The sequence below is a fragment of the Coraliomargarita sinensis genome (assembly GCF_003185655.1).
Taxonomy (GTDB): domain Bacteria; phylum Verrucomicrobiota; class Verrucomicrobiia; order Opitutales; family Coraliomargaritaceae; genus Coraliomargarita_B; species Coraliomargarita_B sinensis.
Genome location: NZ_QHJQ01000005.1, coordinates 155,551 through 172,882, shown reverse-complemented (window position 1 = coordinate 172,882; position 17,332 = coordinate 155,551). Strand labels below are relative to the sequence as shown.

Here is a 17,332-nt window from a genome sequence, read left to right as displayed (position 1 = left end):
TCAATTCGACAAAGGAATCCCCGGTGGCAGGTGAATCTGATCCATGGTTACCTTGAAATAAAATTCGTCATCGATCCGGCCCTCTTCGAGAGCGTCCTCAAGTAAATCGTCTGACAAAACGAGCACCTGCATCTTCGATGAGATCGACTCAAACTGTGCTGCAAGGTCCTTCTGCACGTCGAGCGGGAGACTGAGAATTTGATCCAGGACCAAAGTGCCGCCCTCAGCCTGACGAAGCAGCGAACACCAAGCGCCCCCCTCTGCGATCAAATCGTACCGCAGGGCACTTTCTTCCATGGCTACGCACGACACCTCGACCATCCTCTTTCCCGCCTGAGGGCCGTTCCGGTGAATGAACCGGGCAATTTCGCCTTTAACGGTGCTCCCCGGCCCCGCGATGAGAAGTGGTTTTTGACTGCTTATCGATTGGGCGATTTGCTCGCGGATCTTTCTTATCTCGGTCCCCTCTCCCACAAGCAAAGCGCAATTGTCCATCCGGTTGCTCAAAGCGATCCCCGAGACTTTCTCAGTCGCCCCCTGTGATGCATTCAGCGCCAGACGTAAGGTTTCTTTGAGTTCCTGTGCCTGAATCGGTTTGGTAATCAAATCAAACACCCCACCCTCATGGGCGAAACGTCGTACGTCCTCGTTGGGAAAACCCGTGACGATTAAACAAACAGCATCCGGATTCGCCTCCTTAATCCGGGAGACGACGTAAATGCCATTCATCGGCTCCATGACATAGTCCGCCAAAACGAGATCGTAGGATTTTCCGTTGTAGAGTTTCAGCGCTTCCAGACCATCGGAAGCCAAATCAACATGACATCCGAGCGCGTCACAGACGATAGAGATGATCTCGCGATCCGTCTCACTATCATCCACAACCAGAACTGCCGGCTTTGAACCCGAAGAAACCATTGCTAGATACGAAATACACTAAGGTAATCTCTGAGGATCAACTTCGTTTTCATTGAATGATTACCATCTGAGCAAAACGAGCGAATGGAGAAACAAACGACACTCAAAATACTTTATCGGGATGAGCACTATGTTGCCGTGGATAAACCGGCCGGGTTACTTGTGCATCGCAGCCCGATCAGTGCGGAAGAATCCGAATTTGCCCTTCAGTTGCTCCGCGACCAGATCGGCCAGGTGGTTTACCCCTGTCACCGCCTCGACCGTCCGACAAGTGGCGTCCTACTGTTTGCACTGGACAAGGATTGCCTGCGGTTCACCCAGAAGGAACTGGCCAACCAAGGCTGTGACAAAATTTATCAGGCCGTTGTCCGGGGATGGGCGGGGGAATCGGGCGAGATTGATTACGATCTAAAATCAGAGGAAGCCCCGGACAAAATACAGTCCGCCCAAACCCACTATCGTACGCTCGCTCGAAGCGAATTGCCCGAACCCGTTGGACGCTACCCGACCGCACGTTTTTCTCTCCTTGAATTAAGCCCGAGAACCGGGCGCAAACATCAACTGCGTCGCCACATGGCACATCTGAGGCATCCCATTCTAGGCGATACCCGGCACGGTGATGGTGTTCAAAATAGATTTCTTCGAGCGCACTGTGGCATTCAGCGTCTGATGCTTCGCGCGGAGAGATTGTGCTTCACGCATGGCAAAACGAAGGAGCGAATTACGCTACAGGCCGCTATCGAAGCGGAATTTCAAGAGATCGTCGCGAAACTCGGCTTTTAGGGGTGGATCAAATCCGTAGCGGCTCCGCTCTTGTCCCGGCGTAGTTTTCCGGAGACGGATGCGGATGCGGATGCCAGTATCGTATCCAATAGCTTGCCGGACCCAAGGAGTGCACAGCTCAAGCAACGGCCATGATTTAGAAGCAGTATAAGGCGCTATCCTTTCGGCATCCGCAAGCGGAGCCGCTACTGTCATCCAATCTCTCTAACGACCCTATGAAGACAGCTGACCCCGCATCGTCTCAACAGCACGGGCGCGGTGGCTCAACTCTCCCTTGATGGTTTCACCCAGTTCCGCAAAAGATCGCTTGTAACCATCGGGCACAAAGACCGGATCATAACCGAAACCGCTGGAACCACTGGGTGCCTCACTTATCCGACCGGCGCAGGTGCCATCGAAAAGCTGCGCCCGGCCGTCGGGCCCCATGAGACAGAGCACACATCGGAAGCGCGCCGTTCGTTCCAATTCAGGCAGATCTCCCAGGGCATGAAGCAACTTTTCCAGATTGTCCTGGTCCGTTGCCGACGGGCCCGCGTAGCGGGCGGAATAGATTCCGGGCGCGCCGTCGAGTGCATCGACCTCAAGTCCGGAATCATCGGCCATGACCCAGGCATTTGCCGGGGCGATGGCCCGCAGCGCTTCCGCCTTGAGTTGAGCATTATCGGCAAAGGTCGCCCCGTTTTCAACCACTTCCGGCATGCCACCACAAGACGCGGCCGATTCCACGCTGAAGTTTGTACCGTTCAGAAGTTGGGCAAATTCTTCGGTTTTATGCGGGTTGCCTGTGGCTATGATTAATGAAGTCATCGCAGTAACCTTCCCCTTGTCAGGACGTCGTCGCCTAAAATTTCGTGATGTACATTCTCCAAATGCAGGGCGTCACTCATCGAGGCGGTGGCCCGCCGGGAGCCAATTCCCGGCGTCGCTGAATCCGCCATAAATTTGGGTGCTTTGTAAATGAAAAGATAGTCCGCCTTTTTGTTTTCGATCACCTCGGTGGCCAAGGCCGGACCGCATTCGATATAAACACCGCAAACGGTCTCGGCAGCGCAGCGTTCCCGGAAAGCGGTCCAGTCGATGTGCCCGCGATCTTCGGGAAGCTCCCAGACCCCGACTCCGGCATCGAGAGCCGCAGCTTTGCGCTCTGCATTCGCTGACTTCAGGCAAAGGACGCAGGTTTGCTCTTTGAATTGATCGCTATATAGCTTGGGCATGCGTTGGGCAGCCATCGTTTTCAAGTGCCGGTCGAAGACAAAGCGCCTGGGACAAAAAACGGCGTCATCCATCCGGCTGGTTAGACTCGGGTCATCCTGCAGCACCGTATTGGCGCCCACGGCAATCGCCGGAAAGTATCGACGCCAATGCATTACGTCGTCACGCGCCGCTTCTGCGGTCACCCATTGCGAATGCCCGGAAGCCGCCGCGAATTTGCCATCCAGCGTCATGGCGAGTTTGGCGGCCAACAGAGGCTCAGCCGTCGTGATCCAGTGGTTGAAGATGAGATTTAGGTCGCTGCACTCTTCTTCCAGAGTGCCGTAACTTACCTCAATCCCGGCATTTTTTAGAATCTCCAGTCCCCGACCGGCATGATCGGGATTCGGATCGATCGCGCCGACGACGACCTTGCGGATCCCGGATTCAATGATCGCCCTGGTACAGGCACCGGTACGGCCCTCCGTGCTGCAGGGCTCCAAAGTGACGTAAAGCGCTGCGTCCTGCGAGCGCTTGCGGTCAAGCGCCTTCAAGGCTTCAATTTCGGCGTGCGGTTGCCCGGGCCCTTTGTGCCAGCCTTCGGCGACCACTTTCCGGTTTTCCACGATCAATGCACCGACCATGGGGTTCGGGTGCGTCTGCCCCCAAGCCCGGCCCGCCAATTCAATCGCACGCGCCATATAAAAGGCATCTCTACTGGTTTCGTAGCTCATGCACGAACGAAGGGATTTCCCTGTTTTTCGGCGCCAACTGTCGTTGTTGGCCCATGGCCGGGATAAATTTTGGTAGCATCAGGCAAAGTGTAAATCTGCTCGCGAATCGATTTGTCCAAAATCGCGAAGTCCCCGCCGGGCAAATCATAGCGACCGATACTTCCCGCAAAAATCGCGTCGCCCACAATGGCAGCCGACTCATTTTCCAGATAGACAAGTATGTTGCCCGGGCAATGCCCCGGAACGTGCCGGATCTCCATTTGGGTGCCGAGCAAGCTGAGCATTTGCCCCTGCGAAATCCAGTGATCGATTCTGACCGGCTTTAGTTCCAGGCCGGGCATCGCGTAATTAGCCATCCGGGACGGTTCCCCAAACATTAGCGTATCGTCAGCATGCCCGTATGTTGCAATCCCCTGCTCGGCAAACTTCCACCCATCGAGAATGTGGTCCCAATGCCCGTGCGTTAAAATGAGTGCTGTCATTCGGCAGCCGTGACGATCCGCCACTCCCCGGGCCCAAGTATAAGCATCTGCCGGCGCATCAATAATCACGCACTCTTTACGTTCCGGTTCAATCAAAGCGACAGCATTGGTACCAATCGGGGGAAGCTCCTGTGTTTCTATAATCATCAGCCTGCAAAATGCAGGACCGTCCGATGCTTTCAACCAGTAATCTCAGGCGCATCTCCTGCCGCATTTCCCGTTAAAGATAGCCGGTCTGTCCTTGCTTCAATATTCGATTCACCTAGCTTTCGCTTTTTTACTATGAAAATAGCCCTCGTCACCGAGACTTTCCCGCCTGAGGTCAATGGGGTTGCCATGACCAACCAACGTCTTGTTCGCGGACTGCTGGACCGGGGCCATGAAGTGCTTCTGGTGAAGCCGCGCAGGTCCGATGCGCCCGACATCAGAAACGGGCAACTCGCGATGCTGGAGGTTTTCGGCATCCCCATTCCGAATTACGCGGGCCTAAAGATCGGCTTGCCCGCCCCCGGCCAATTGGAACAACAATTTGAGACTTATCAGCCCGACGTTGTGCATGTGGCCACGGAAGGACCGCTCGGCTACTCTGCGCTGCGGGCGGCGCGAAAACTGGAAGTTCCGGTGACTTCCACTTTCCACACCAACTTTCAGGATTATTGTGCCGATTACGGTGCCGCCTTTGCCGGTCGAGCCATGATGCGCTATTTACGCTGGTTTCATAATAACTGTGTTTTGACCACGGTGCCGGACCAGGAGCTCATCCAGCGGCTTGCCAAAGAAGGTGTGGAGCGGCTGGAAATGCTCGGTCGTGGCGCCGACACAAAGCTGTTCAGTCCGACAAAACGCTGCCAAAAGCTACGCGCTGAATGGGGCGCGGATGCGACGACGCCGGTGGTAATGTATGTCGGCCGGGCTGCTGCGGAGAAGAACATTCCGCTCGCGCTGGAAGCCTGGCAGCGTGCCCGGGCGCATCACCCGAATTTGAAAATGGTCGTAGTGGGCGATGGCCCCGTGCGCAGAAAACTGGAGAAAAAGTGGCCGGAGGTCCATTTCGCCGGGATGCGTTACGATGATGATCTGGCCGCACATTACGCCTCCGCTGATATTTTCCTCTTTGCCAGTGAAAGTGAGACATTCGGCAACGTCGTCATTGAAGCATTGGCCAGCGGGCTAGTTACATTGACCTACGATTATGCCGCCGGGCGGCAGTTCGTCATTTCCGGCGAAAACGGATTCCTCGCCCCCCTGGGCGACCGGGAAGCTCTGTTTTCCGGCCTTGAACACATCCTGGAGCATCCGGAAACCTGGGAGAAAATACGAAACGCCGCCCGCCAAACCGCGGAAAATTACCCCTGGAGCGAGACAATTGCCAGGTTTTTCGCTCTTTTGGAAGAGGCGGCCGGAACAGTCCCGGAAATTGGCTACTCTGGAACAAAGTATGCCTCAAATTGACATTGTCTCCGGTATGGCTGAATCTATTCTGTAAATTTCAACTTTTGCGAATTATGGCACGTTCTCCCCGCCCCTCCCTGCTTCTATGCGTCTTTACCGCGTGTCTTTTCGCTGTGACTCCGGGAATTGCGAACTTACCCGATCCGGCAGCTTCATCATCACAGCTGGTAAACGAGGCTTACGATCTCTTCGAGTCCGGTAAAACGGATCAGGCGCTGGAAAGCTTCAATAAAGCGCTTAAGGAAAACGACGCGGACCTTCCGGCCCGTTTGGGCCAGGCCATGATCTTTCTAGAGCAGCAGCGCCATGAAGATGCTTTCAACTCTTACGATCAGATTGTTCAGCGCTATCCCAGTCATGCCTTCGCCTGGAACGGACGCGGGCTGGCCGCATTTAATCTCGAGAATTTCGACGAAGCCCTGACTTCATTCAAACAGGCCACCGCGGACCAACCCATCAACGGCTTCTTTTACGAGTCACTGGCATGGACCCATCTCTGCCGGGGTGATTACTCCGAAGCAGCAACTTCCGCCAAGCAAGCGACCCTGATGTATAATCAAAACGGCGAAACCGCATCCTACCCGCTGTTGATCGCATATTTCTCGCAACTCGAAGGTGGTGACGAAAACGAGGCCATGCGGACCCTGAAATATGCGCAGAACAACAAGCCCGCCAACGGTGCCTGGCCAACTCCGGTTTTTGAATACCTCATGGGCCAACTGGATGCGTCCGATTTAATCAGTTTCGTCACGGACACCGCACAGGAGACGGAAGCCCATACTTACATCGGGTTGCATCTGCGCTCCAAAGGGCAGATCGATCTGGCTCAGCCTCATCTCAACTGGGTGGCCGCCAAGGGGGATGAACGGGTTTTCGAGCACACTCTGGCTCGCACCCTGCAAGCTCAGGAAAAGGTTGCGCTTCTCCTGCCTTAGTTTCTCTCGCGGTTTACGCATGCCATGATAAAGGTCGCCCGAGTCGGGTTTGTCATTCTTATCAGCTTGGCTGTCACCCTGTCAGCCGATGATTTGAAAAGCGAGCAGATCTGGAAAAGTGTAGATGGCCGGAAGATCACGGCTTCGCTTCTGGAAATTGATCCGGCAGCAAAAACCGCCAAGCTCAGACGAAATGACGGCATGGTCTTCACGATCGGGTTCGACCAGTTTGCCAGCGCAGACGCGGCAAAGCTTCGAGACGCAGCAGAGGAAATGCTCGATCAGAAGGCGGAAGCCACCCCGGTCGCCAATACAGAGAAGGAGCAGGGACGAAAAGAGTTACCGGGCGATTTCGAGTTGGAGGATGTGCCCATGGTTCGCCAGAAGGGCAGCTATTGTGTGCCTGCTTCTGCGGCCATGATCGCCGGCTTTCACAATATCGATACGGATCAGGATCAAATCGCTTTCCTCTCCTCCGAGGGTTCTTTCAACAACCGTGGCACCAACCCCAGAGACATGTTTCTCGCGATGAAGAAGCTGGGCTTTGACGGTAGAGCGCTCTACTGGAGCAAGCCTGAGGACTTCCGGAAGAGCGTTCTCCCCTCGATTCGCAAAGCCCTGGTTGAACATGGTCCCATCTACATTTCATTCAAACCAGGCGTATTCGGGGACTCTGGCCATGGTTGCATCATAATCGGCTACCATGACCGCAAAGAAGAACTGATTTTCCATAACCCGTGGGGCAATGTTTTCGAAAAAGGGTATGACGATGTCGCGAGTCAAGCGCGTGGTATTGTCCTGATTTTCGCACCTGAGCCTGCGCCGATTGCCAGTGAAGCTTTCGTCAAAAGAATTCAGGATATCGTCCCGAAATTCGATGGCAGCATCCTGCAGGTGGCCCGTATATTAAAAACAAAGGAGCAGCGGCACGAACTCGTCTGGTGCAGTCGGCGGGATGCGCGGGATGACGAACGTTTTGCCGCTGACACAGCGCGGGATGACGGGCGGAAGATTCTCGACCTCGCCTTTCATCGCAATCCGGCCGTGCTTCTGCCGGGCAACGATGAAGGAAAAACGGTCAAATACTATTTTGTGACAAGACCACCGGAAGGCGGGGCCAGATTTATGGCCCGCGAAATCACTCCGGAAGGATGGACCGAACCGGAACTGGTGACCCTGGGCAGCTTGACCCGTGCCTGGCCCACACTGATTGAATCCGATAACCCGGAAAAGTTTATTTGGGAACTCCCCATGATCGAGTTGCATCCGGACGATTGATCCCAAACAGTCATTGGAATGAAGTTTCTCGATTCGCTGGAAAAACGCTTTGGCCATCTCGCCGTGCCCAACGTGGTCATGGTTCTGATCGTGGCGCAGCTGTTTATCTATGCCGCCATCATCGTCGGACGACTTGAATTGGTTTCGATCGTCTTGATACCGAAGGCAGTAATTGCCGGCGAATGGTGGCGGCTTCTTTCCTTCTTAATGGCGCCTCCCTACCTGGCGGGATCTTTACTGCAGGCGCTGTTTCTCGCTTTTTTCTGGTACATCCTTTATTTTATGAGCCATGCGCTGGAGTCGGCCTGGGGCGTGTTTCGGTTCAATATTTATCTGCTCACCGCCATCGTTTTTGCGGTGGTCGGCGCTTTTGTCGGCCAGGTTATTTCACCGGGCAGTCTGGTCTTCGTTTCCACGTCCTTCCTATACTACTGCGTCTTTTTTGCCTTCGCGACACTGCATCCCAATATTCAATTTCTTATGTTTTTCATCATTCCGATGAAGGTCAAATGGCTGGCTTGGATTATTTTTGCCGGTGGTGCACTCTATTTTCTCGCTATGTCGAGTATCGGTCAGCGTATCGCCTTTGCCGCTCCTTTCCTCTGCTATGTACTCTTCTTTAAGGACGCACTCGCCCAGTCCATGGAAGCGAAGAAGCGGCGGGCTGCGTTTGAAGCCGAGCGGCGTGATGCAGTCGGTGCCGCGCTCCATACCTGTTCGGAATGTGGCGCCAGCGATAAAACCCATCCGGACCGTGACTTTCGCTACAAAACGGTGGACGGGGATGCCATCTGCATCTGCGAAGAATGCCGCAACTCCTGATCACCGACCTGCTTCGTTGAAAACTTCGCAGGATAAATACGGACCGGTGCTACATGTTGATTCGCTTGCTGCTGCTCACGGGGTTCGCGTGGCCAATGTAGCGGCTCCGCTTGCGGGTACCGCTGCCGACAGTCCCCGCCGTGGCTGGACGACATAATATAATCTTGAAGCACCCGTGTACTGACCCAGATTACTCCGCTTTTCCTATTATATATGAAGACGTTAAAATTCGCAGTTCTTCCCGGTGATGGCATCGGGCCTGAAGTCATGGAGGTCGCACTCAACGTCCTCAACGCCGCCGGCGATAAGTTCGGCTTTGCGCTGGAGTTTGTCAGCGCAGATATCGGCGGAATCGCCATCGACAACCATGGGAGCGCCTTCCCCGATAGCACGCGCGAAGTTTGCGACCAGAGTGAAGCCATTCTTTTTGGCTCCGTAGGCGGCCCGAAGTGGGAATCTTTGCCCCCCAAGGAGCAACCGGAACGCGCGGCTCTTCTGCCGATCCGGAAAGCTTATTCACTCTACGCCAATGTGCGTCCTGGGCTGCTCTACCCGGAACTGACCGACGCTTCTCCTCTCAAGAAGGAACGCATCCCGAATGGCATCGACATCGTCTGCATCCGTGAACTGACCGGAGGCATCTACTTCGGTCAACCGAAGGCGACCACTACCCTCGACAACGGTGAAGAGCAGGCCATCGACACCATGGTCTACAAGACCAGCGAAATCGAGCGCATCGCTCAGGTTGCGATCGATACGGCCATGGCCCGCGGTCGACGCGTCTGCTCCGTCGACAAGGCCAATGTTCTCGAAACCTCCGTCCTCTGGCGCAAGGTGGTCACGGAATATTTTGAAAAGAACGCTCCGGAGATCGAGCTCAGCCACATGTATGTCGATAACGCCGCCATGCAACTGGCCCGCGACCCCAACCAGTTTGATGTGCTCTTTACCGAAAATATGTTCGGCGACATCCTCTCCGACGAGATGGGCGTGATCTGCGGCTCACTCGGCATGCTGGCCTCCGCCTCGCTGGGCGCTGAAAAGAACAGCCTCGGCTTCCCCTTCGGCCTTTACGAGCCTTCCGGCGGAACCGCTCCGGATATCGCCGGCCAGGGTATCGCCAACCCCTGCGCGCAAATCCTCTCCGGTGCCCTCATGCTCCGCTACAGCTTCGGTCAGCTCGAAGCCGCCGACGCCATCGAAGCCGCCGTCGAAAAAGCCGTCACCTCCGGCACCCGCACCGGCGACATCGCCTTCGGCCTCGAACCGGTCAGCACCAAAGAAATGGGCGAAGCCGTGCTGTCGAACCTTTGAAAAACGCGTACATCTTCAAGATTCATAAACCGCGGATGAACACGGATAAGGGCAGTCAACTCCTTCACTCTGATGAGACCGCAGAGATCATAAATTGCTCATTTGAGGTTCTCAACGAGATCGGACACGGACTCCATTAAAAGATCTACGAATACGCATTAGTTGTAGAATTTTCCCTTCGAAACATTCCTTACTCCCAGCAAAGCGAATATAATGTGAATTACAAAGGCGTCCAAGTTGGCAAATATGTGCCTGATCTGATCGTTTACGACAAGATCGTTGTGGACACCAAAACTATCCAAAAAATCACAGAAAATGAGCGTGCCAAAAATGCTCAACTATCTGAACCTTACAGGCCTCAAGGTGGGCCTTATTATCAACTTCAAACATGCGAAACCAGAATGGAAACGCGTTGTTCGATGAGAACGCATAATCCGTGTCTATCTGTGTTCATCCGTGGTTTAAAATATACTTTCTATGACATCCGCTGAAATCCGCCAATCCTTCCTCGATTTTTTTAAAGATAAGCAGCACACCGTCGTGCCGTCGGCTTCTTTGATGCCGCAGTCGCCGGGCTTGCTTTTCACCAATGCGGGGATGAATCAATTCGTGCCCTACTTCCTCGGCACGGAAAAGGCGCCCTACTCGCCGGCCCGGGCGGCGGACACCCAGAAATGCATCCGTGCTGGGGGTAAGCACAACGATCTCGAGGACGTCGGCTACGATACCTATCATCACACCTTCTTCGAAATGCTGGGGAACTGGTCCTTCGGTGACTATTTCAAGAAAGAGGCGATCGAATGGAGCTGGGAACTCATTGTCGAGCGCTGGGGCGTGCCTGCCGACCGACTGTACGCCACCATTTACATGCCCGGCGAAGGCGACCCCTCCCAGTTCGACCAGGAAGCCTACGACTTTTGGGCCGCCCTGTTTGAGAAGAAAGGTCTCGACCCCAAAGTCCACGTGATCAACGGAGACGTAAAGGACAACTTCTGGATGATGGGCGAGACCGGCCCCTGTGGCCCCTGCTCCGAACTCCACGTCGACCTCACCCCGAACGGCGACAGCCAGGGCAAACTTGTCAATAAGGACTCGGATCTCTGCATCGAAATCTGGAATCTGGTCTTCATTCAATACAACGCGGAGTCCGACGGCAGCTACCGTGACCTGCCCGCCAAACACATCGATACCGGCATGGGCTTCGAGCGCGCCTGCTCGCTCATCCAAAATACCAAGGGGTTCACCGATTTTTCGCAGAAGCCCAGTAACTATGCGACCGATGTGTTCCAGCCGATTTTCCGCACCTTGGAGAAGCTCAGCGGCAAGACTTACAAAGACATCTATCCGGAGTCCGTCGACAGCGACAAATCCAAGCTATCCGACGAGATGAAAGAGGCGATCGCCTTTCGCGTGATCGCCGACCACATCCGCACCCTCACTTTCTCGCTAGCCGACGGTATCCTGTTGGGCAACACCGGGCGCAATTATGTGCTCCGTCGTATTCTCCGCCGGGCCGTCCGCTACGGGCGCACCCTAGGCTTTTCCAGCCAGCAAACCTTTCTTCCGGAACTGGTCGACACTTTGGTCGGGGAGTTCGGTGAGGTCTTTCCCGAACTCAAGGAACGCGCCGATGCCGTAAAGGAAAATCTCCAGCGGGAGGAAGCCAGCTTTAACGAGACACTCGACCGCGGACTCGTCATTTTTGAACAGGAACTGGACGGACTCAAGGGTCAGCTTGACGGGGAATTTGCTTTTAAACTTTACGACACCTACGGCTTCCCCATCGACCTCACTCAATTGCTCTGTGCGGAGCGTGGGCTCAAGGTCGATATGGATACCTTCGAAAAACACATGGAGGCCCAGCGCGAGCGAGCCCGTGCCGCCAGAACGCAGCAATTGGTCAAGGCAGCTGAAATCGCGACCGATGCCGTTACCGAGTTTACCGGATTCGAAGAAGACGAAAGTACCGCCACTGTCCTGGAGATTCATCCACAGGATGGTGAATTGCTCGTCATCACCGACCGCACGCCGTTCTACGTGGAAATGGGTGGTCAGCTTGGCGACCAGGGCAGCCTCACCGTGAAAGACGAGACCTACCCTGTCTCTGCCGTCCATCAGCTCAGTTCGGCAAGAGCGCACTGCTTGCCTGCCGATGCCGATATATCAGTTGGCGATAAAGTGATACTTCGCATCGATCCGGAGCGCCGTCGCCCAATCGAAGCGCATCACAGCGCGACCCACCTGCTCCATTGGGCACTCCATGAAATCGTATCGCCGGATGCCGCGCAGCAGGGCTCCCTTGTCAGCCGCAACCGCTTACGTTTCGACTTTAACTCCGGTGCTCTTAGTTCGGAACAGATCGACGCGCTTGAATTGAAGGTGAATGAATGCATCGAAGCCAACGAACCCGTCAGTGCCGTCGAAGTGCCCTATGCTTCCATCAAGGAGCGTAAGGACATACAGCAGTTCTTCGGTGACAAGTACGGTGATAAGGTGCGTGTCGTTCAGATCGGCGGTCACCCCGGGCAGTTGGATGGTTACTCCATGGAGCTTTGTGGCGGCACTCACGTGAATCACACTCAGGATATCGGACTTTTTAAAATCAAGTCCGAGGGGGCAATCGCATCCGGTATTCGCCGTATCGAGGCCGTCTGCGGAACGGCAGCTTACGACTGGATACACAGCAAAATTGAAAAGGCGACCGTAGAAGGTGATGAATTGCGCAAGCGACTGGACAAGCTCAACGGAAAACTGGAAGAACTGGACGCAGAACCTGTTTCATTCCCCGGTTTCCCGCACATTATGGCCGGCATGCTGGATTCGGGCACCTTTGAGCAAAAGAATCAGGTCTTTAAAGATGCCCTCAGGCATATCGAGGGCTTGAAAAATGCGACTGTCGAGGCCGACAAGGCGTTGAAAAAAGCTCAGGCCGCCGGTGCCGCCAAGATGGCCAGCGAATTCCTCAAAGACCTGGATTTGAACAATTCCCTGGTGCTTTCCACTGAAGGGCCGGCAGCGCTTCTTCAGGAGTTACTCAACGGGTTGAAATCGAAGCAATTCACAGAGGCCGCCTTCTTTATCGTAAACGATGGAGAGAAATTGCACCTGGGTGCTCTGGCTGGTAGCGACTCAGGACAGAATGCAGGCAATCTAATCAAAGAGATCGCCCCTATCGCCGGAGGCAAAGGCGGCGGCAAGCCGGATATGGCCCGTGGCGCCGCACCTGAGCTCAATAAGGCATCCGAGCTTGAGTCCAAGGCGAAGGAGCTTTTGGCATAGGTAGTCCTGCCGTAGCATCGATCTCACAGATGTGGCATCGGTCCGTCAGACCGACGACCAAGCATTCTTGGCAAGCTAGGTAGCATCGGACCGTCAGACCGATAACGAAGACATATTTATCATCGGCCTTACGGTCCGATGCTACCCCGCTCACTCTTTGAAAAGAGCGCACTCCCGGCAACTAGCACGACGAAACCGACAATGATCCCCGGCATCCCTTCGTAAACCGCGGAGTGCCAGCCCATCAGGCGCCAACCCAATGCGACGCCGAGGCCAACAAGCATGGAGAAGAGTGCCACGCCGGAGGGCGGGCGCATCCCGATGCAGCGCGCGATCAAAAGCGGTGCAAAGGCGCTGGCCAGTCCCGACCATGACATGATCACGAGGTTGAAAACGCTTTGCTTATTAAACAAGGCCCAGGCCAGTGCCGCTCCGGTGATCAGCGCTGTACCGAGTTTCAGCATCCAGGGTTTTTCGATATTGTGCGGCAGCAAATCGTGCGTGACTGCCGAGGAGCAGCTCAGAACAAGCGAGTCTGCCGTCGACATGGTCGCCGCGAAAATTCCGGCCAGGACGATGCCAGCACCAAAAGGTGGCAAGAGCTCAGCCGCCATCATGGGTAGCGCCAGTTCCTGATCGAAGTTACCGGGGTCGGTAATATAAATTCGGGAGAGCATGCCGACGGCCGTTGCCATGAAATAAAAGGCGGTGAACCAAACGTAATACCACTGGCGCGCCCGCAGCATTTTTCCGGAATCGTTCAGTGTCATAAAACGCACCATCACGTGCGGCTGGCCGATCACCGACATCCCGGCAAAGCCCCAGCTCAGGGCAAAAAGGAAACCACCTGCCAACCCGGGCAGTGCCAAATCCTGAGGAAACCAGTTCAGAAAGCCATCAATCTCGCGCATCTCCACAACCGCGCCACCGATGCCTCCAAAAGACATCCCGGCGACGACGAGCATGATGCTCATGGCAATGATCATGACCACTGACTGCGCGGCGTCCGTCCAAATGGACGCGCGAATCCCGCCCGCCAGACAATACAGGACGACTAAAATCGCGCCGACAATTGCCCCGGCTTCGATCGGCCAGTCCAGGAGGACGTGCAGTGCCTTACTCCCCGCCACAAGTTGGGCACTCGCGTAGGCCAGCAAGAAGATGAGAGTGATGAGACCCGCCGTGCGCTGGAGGCGGAGATCCACAACCCCGTCCCAATTACTAAGCACCCCGGAATAGCTGACTTCCTTGGTGCTTTCGGTCGCTTTCCGCAGCCGGGAATGGATGATGGTCGAAGCGAGGTAGTCCCCCGCAATCCATCCAATCATCAACCAGATAGCCGCCAAACCAGTCGCATAGGTATAACCAATAACACCGATAAACATGTAACCGCTGTTATTGGTCGCCACGGCGGATAAGCCCACCAGCGAAGCCGGCACACTTGAACTGGCAATGTAATAGTCCGACTTCGTTCCCCGACTCTGAAGGACGGAGCTCAATCCGATGATCAGGAAAATCGAAAGAACGATGAGAAAACTCAGAACCATGGTAGTATTCGCGGGAGATCAGCGGCCTTTTCGACCGCCCCTTGTGTTTTGTTGTAAAAAAATAGAAGCGGCATTTCTGCCGCTTCTAAGATTTGATTGAAACTAATGTTAGTCGATCGTATCGGCCTCCAACTCGTAGGCCCCTTCTGCGTTGTGAACCTCCTTGCCGTGTAGCGGTGGGTTGAACACGCAGGCCATTTTCATCTCCTCGAAGGCGCGCAGGACATGTCGATCGTGCTTATCGAGAATGTAGATGGTGCCCGCTTCGATCGGGTAGACTTTTCCGTCGTCAAGTGTTTCCACCTCACCACGCCCCGAGATGCAGTAGACCGACTCCAGATGATTCTGGTAGTGCATACGGAAGTCGGCCCCCTTGTAGATGGTGGTGATGTGAAAGGAAAACCCCATCTTATCATCCTTGAGCAGCAAGCGGGTGCTATCCCAATTCTTTTCAGGCGATACGATTTTGCGACCGGACTCGGCCGCTTCTTTCATAGTGCGAACGATCATTTTTAGTCTTCCTTTGTGTCGTTTACCGTAACGTCGTCGAAGTAATCGCTTTCTTCCGGCACTTCGATATTGGCACAGACTTCATCGATCGACTCCTCGATGATATCGATCCCCTTGGCCAGTACCTCCTCGGCTATGATCAGCGGGCAAAGCAGTTTGATGATCTGGTCATCCGTACCGCTGGTTTCGATGATGAGTCCCTTCTTGAAAGCGGCCCGGGTGATCTTGCTGGCGATTTCGCCATTCACGCAATTGATGCCCTGGAACATGCCCCGGCCCATTACGGTGAAATTACCGTCGCCGTATTTCTCAACGATCTTGTCGAGACGATCGGCGATGTATTTGCCCTTCTTACGAACTTCCTGCTGGAAAGTGTCGTCCGACCAGTAAGTATCGATCGCAGCCTTGGCCGTGACGAAAGCATGACAATTACCACGGAAAGTTCCGTTGTGTTCGCCCGGGCTCCAGCGGTCGAGTTCTGGCTTGAACATAACCATGGCAAACGGGAGGCCGTAGCCGCTCAGCGATTTGGACAGCGTCACGATGTCAGGTTCAATACCGGCTTCTTCAAAGCTGAAGAAACTCCCGGAGCGACCGCAACCGGCCTGGATATCGTCGATGATGAGCAGAACGTCATGCTTCTTACAGACTTCGGAGAGTCCGCGGAGCCATTCCGGGCTGCAGTAATTGACACCGCCCTCACCCTGGATGGTTTCCACGATGCAGGCCGCAGGGAGGTCGACTCCACTGCTGGTATCACTCAGCACCTTGTCGAGATACTCGATGGTGTTGAGCTGGTCGCCGAGGTAACCGTCGTAGGGCAAGCGGTGCGCACCGGTGAGTGCGATCCCCGCGCCGTCACGGTGATGCGAGTTGGCCGTCATCGATAGGGCACCCAGCGTCTGGCCGTGCCACCCGTTGGTGAAGGCGATCACGTGGGAACGCTGCTTGAGTTTGCGGGCCATCTTGAGCGAAGCCTCGACCGCGTTGGTGCCGGTCGGTCCCGTGAACATAAGGCGGTAATCCATGTCGCGTTTGTCCAGGATCTTTTCCCGGAATGTCTCCATGAATTCACGCTTGGCATCCGTAAAGAGGTCAAGGCTGTGCGTCATACCCCCGGACTCAATATACTCGATCAGCTTCGTGCGCATGATCGGATGGTTGTGCCCGTAGTTGAGCGCACCGGCGCCCGCGAGGAAATCGATGTATTCGTTTTCGTCTTCGTCGTAGATGAATTCCCCTTGTGCGCGCTTGAAGATGCGCGGGAAATTACGCGAGTAACTACGGACTTCGGATTCGAGTTCTTCGAATATTTTCATGTTATTGGTATGGGTTAGTGTGAAAAGGGACCAATACGGAAGAGCATCTCGCTGTCATGCTGACCACCGAAGTGTGCTTCCTTATCAAAGAGTACAGTTTCGCTGGTGGCTGCGTTGAGCTTCTTGGCCAGCTTCTTAAACAGCCCCCATGAAGCATCATTGTCGCTCGTGATGCTGGTTTCGATGTGGGTGACTTCTCGGCAGGCGTCGGATTCCAGTAATGCTTGTATCATTCGACCGGCAAGCCCCTGCCCGCGCGCTTTGGCAGAAACGACCACCTGCCAGACAAAGAGCACTTCCGGGCGGTCGGGAATGCGGTAGCCGGAAACAAAGCCCATCACCTGGTCGTCTTCTTTGGCAATAATGCAGGTCTGCGCAAAATGAGAGCATTGCAAGAGATTACAATATACCGAGTTCGTGTCCAGAGGCGGACTATCCGCAATCAACTGATTTACATTGAAGCCGTCCTCGGCCGTGGGATGTTGGAATTGTATATTAATAACTGACTATAATAGCGAACGATAACACCCTTGGATCAAGGGGTTTTCAGGAAAAAATTAATTTTGTGCAAAAGATTATGTAACTATCGTGTGCTTAGAGGCTTAAGGGATAATGATAATTATGCTCTAAACAATATAGCACAGAAGCATATACCCCCAGTCTGAATACATGGCAAGTGCTGAACCCAAAAAGTTCTTAAAACACTGCCTTCAAGCCAGATAACGTCGTTTGTGTAAAATCTACCCGGTAAGCAGTATTTCAATTCCA

Annotated in this window: 17 protein-coding genes and 1 pseudogene; 9 read left to right on the top strand and 9 right to left on the bottom strand. The window is 54.6% G+C overall.

The annotated features are described in order from the left end of the window. Entirely contained in the window at nucleotides 1-918 is a 918-nt protein-coding gene (locus DDZ13_RS08705; protein ID WP_110131056.1) for a sigma-54-dependent transcriptional regulator, read from the bottom strand. An 84-nt stretch (nucleotides 919-1,002) separates the two neighbouring features. Between DDZ13_RS08705 and DDZ13_RS08700 the strand changes: the two genes are divergently transcribed. Next, nucleotides 1,003-1,701, top strand: coding sequence for a pseudouridine synthase (locus DDZ13_RS08700; protein ID WP_110131055.1), 699 nt, complete (start codon nucleotides 1,003-1,005; stop codon nucleotides 1,699-1,701). On the opposite strand, the gene DDZ13_RS15840 is transcribed toward DDZ13_RS08700, so the two are convergent. From DDZ13_RS15840 to DDZ13_RS08685, 4 genes are all read right to left on the bottom strand, one after another. Further along, nucleotides 1,698-1,823: a hypothetical protein gene (locus tag DDZ13_RS15840; protein WP_269845175.1), complete on the bottom strand. Its 126-nt coding sequence runs from the start codon at nucleotides 1,821-1,823 to the stop codon at nucleotides 1,698-1,700. The two genes, DDZ13_RS08700 and DDZ13_RS15840, sit on opposite strands and share 4 nt — an antisense overlap. A 91-nt stretch (nucleotides 1,824-1,914) precedes the next feature. Continuing rightward, entirely contained in the window at nucleotides 1,915-2,508 is a 594-nt protein-coding gene (rdgB, locus tag DDZ13_RS08695) for an RdgB/HAM1 family non-canonical purine NTP pyrophosphatase (protein ID WP_110131054.1), read from the bottom strand. Further along, complete coding sequence (gene ribD, locus DDZ13_RS08690) at nucleotides 2,505-3,626, bottom strand: bifunctional diaminohydroxyphosphoribosylaminopyrimidine deaminase/5-amino-6-(5-phosphoribosylamino)uracil reductase RibD (protein WP_110131053.1); 1,122 nt, start codon at nucleotides 3,624-3,626, stop codon at nucleotides 2,505-2,507. The genes rdgB and ribD overlap by 4 nt, the downstream gene beginning before the upstream one ends. Beyond that, on the bottom strand, nucleotides 3,623-4,255 hold the full coding sequence (locus DDZ13_RS08685; RefSeq protein ID WP_110131052.1) for an MBL fold metallo-hydrolase: 633 nt from the start codon (nucleotides 4,253-4,255) through the stop codon (nucleotides 3,623-3,625). The genes ribD and DDZ13_RS08685 overlap by 4 nt, the downstream gene beginning before the upstream one ends. A 135-nt stretch (nucleotides 4,256-4,390) precedes the next feature. On the opposite strand from DDZ13_RS08685, the gene DDZ13_RS08680 reads away from it, so the two are divergent. From DDZ13_RS08680 to alaS, 8 genes and pseudogenes are all read left to right on the top strand, one after another. Then, nucleotides 4,391-5,560 (top strand): glycosyltransferase family 4 protein, encoded by a 1,170-nt coding sequence (locus tag DDZ13_RS08680; protein ID WP_110131051.1) that lies wholly within the window; start codon nucleotides 4,391-4,393, stop codon nucleotides 5,558-5,560. A 53-nt stretch (nucleotides 5,561-5,613) separates the two neighbouring features. Continuing rightward, the gene (locus tag DDZ13_RS08675; protein ID WP_110131050.1) at nucleotides 5,614-6,495 is read left to right on the top strand and encodes a tetratricopeptide repeat protein; all 882 of its coding nucleotides are present in this window, start codon (nucleotides 5,614-5,616) and stop codon (nucleotides 6,493-6,495) included. A gap of 24 nt (nucleotides 6,496-6,519) precedes the next feature. Then, a complete protein-coding gene (locus tag DDZ13_RS08670) occupies nucleotides 6,520-7,773 on the top strand; it encodes a C39 family peptidase (RefSeq protein ID WP_110131049.1) in 1,254 nt (417 codons plus the stop codon). 18 nt (nucleotides 7,774-7,791) lie between these two features. Then, on the top strand, nucleotides 7,792-8,595 hold the full coding sequence (locus DDZ13_RS08665) for a rhomboid family intramembrane serine protease (protein ID WP_110131048.1): 804 nt from the start codon (nucleotides 7,792-7,794) through the stop codon (nucleotides 8,593-8,595). 213 nt (nucleotides 8,596-8,808) lie between these two features. After that, nucleotides 8,809-9,909: a 3-isopropylmalate dehydrogenase gene (gene leuB, locus DDZ13_RS08660; protein WP_110131047.1), complete on the top strand. Its 1,101-nt coding sequence runs from the start codon at nucleotides 8,809-8,811 to the stop codon at nucleotides 9,907-9,909. Nucleotides 9,910-10,052: 143 nt separating this feature from the next. Further along, a pseudogene (locus DDZ13_RS15940) lies at nucleotides 10,053-10,178 on the top strand (GxxExxY protein); the annotation flags it as partial. Between the two features lie 46 nt (nucleotides 10,179-10,224). Continuing rightward, complete coding sequence (locus DDZ13_RS15935; protein ID WP_343192833.1) at nucleotides 10,225-10,332, top strand: GxxExxY protein; 108 nt, start codon at nucleotides 10,225-10,227, stop codon at nucleotides 10,330-10,332. Between the two features lie 54 nt (nucleotides 10,333-10,386). Continuing rightward, on the top strand, nucleotides 10,387-13,188 hold the full coding sequence (gene alaS / locus DDZ13_RS08650; RefSeq protein WP_110131046.1) for an alanine--tRNA ligase: 2,802 nt from the start codon (nucleotides 10,387-10,389) through the stop codon (nucleotides 13,186-13,188). Between the two features lie 128 nt (nucleotides 13,189-13,316). Here the strand turns inward: alaS and DDZ13_RS08645 are convergent, their stop codons facing one another. The 4 genes from DDZ13_RS08645 to ectA form a co-directional block, all read right to left on the bottom strand. Next, entirely contained in the window at nucleotides 13,317-14,735 is a 1,419-nt protein-coding gene (locus DDZ13_RS08645) for a sodium/proline symporter (RefSeq protein WP_110131045.1), read from the bottom strand. Nucleotides 14,736-14,843: 108 nt separating this feature from the next. Further along, nucleotides 14,844-15,245, bottom strand: a complete 402-nt coding sequence (locus DDZ13_RS08640; protein ID WP_110131044.1) for an ectoine synthase — start codon at nucleotides 15,243-15,245, stop codon at nucleotides 14,844-14,846. 2 nt (nucleotides 15,246-15,247) lie between these two features. Beyond that, a complete protein-coding gene (ectB, locus tag DDZ13_RS08635) occupies nucleotides 15,248-16,564 on the bottom strand; it encodes a diaminobutyrate--2-oxoglutarate transaminase (RefSeq protein WP_110131043.1) in 1,317 nt (438 codons plus the stop codon). A gap of 14 nt (nucleotides 16,565-16,578) precedes the next feature. Then, nucleotides 16,579-17,058, bottom strand: a complete 480-nt coding sequence (gene ectA / locus DDZ13_RS08630; protein ID WP_269845177.1) for a diaminobutyrate acetyltransferase — start codon at nucleotides 17,056-17,058, stop codon at nucleotides 16,579-16,581. Between the last annotated feature and the right edge of the window lie 274 nt (nucleotides 17,059-17,332).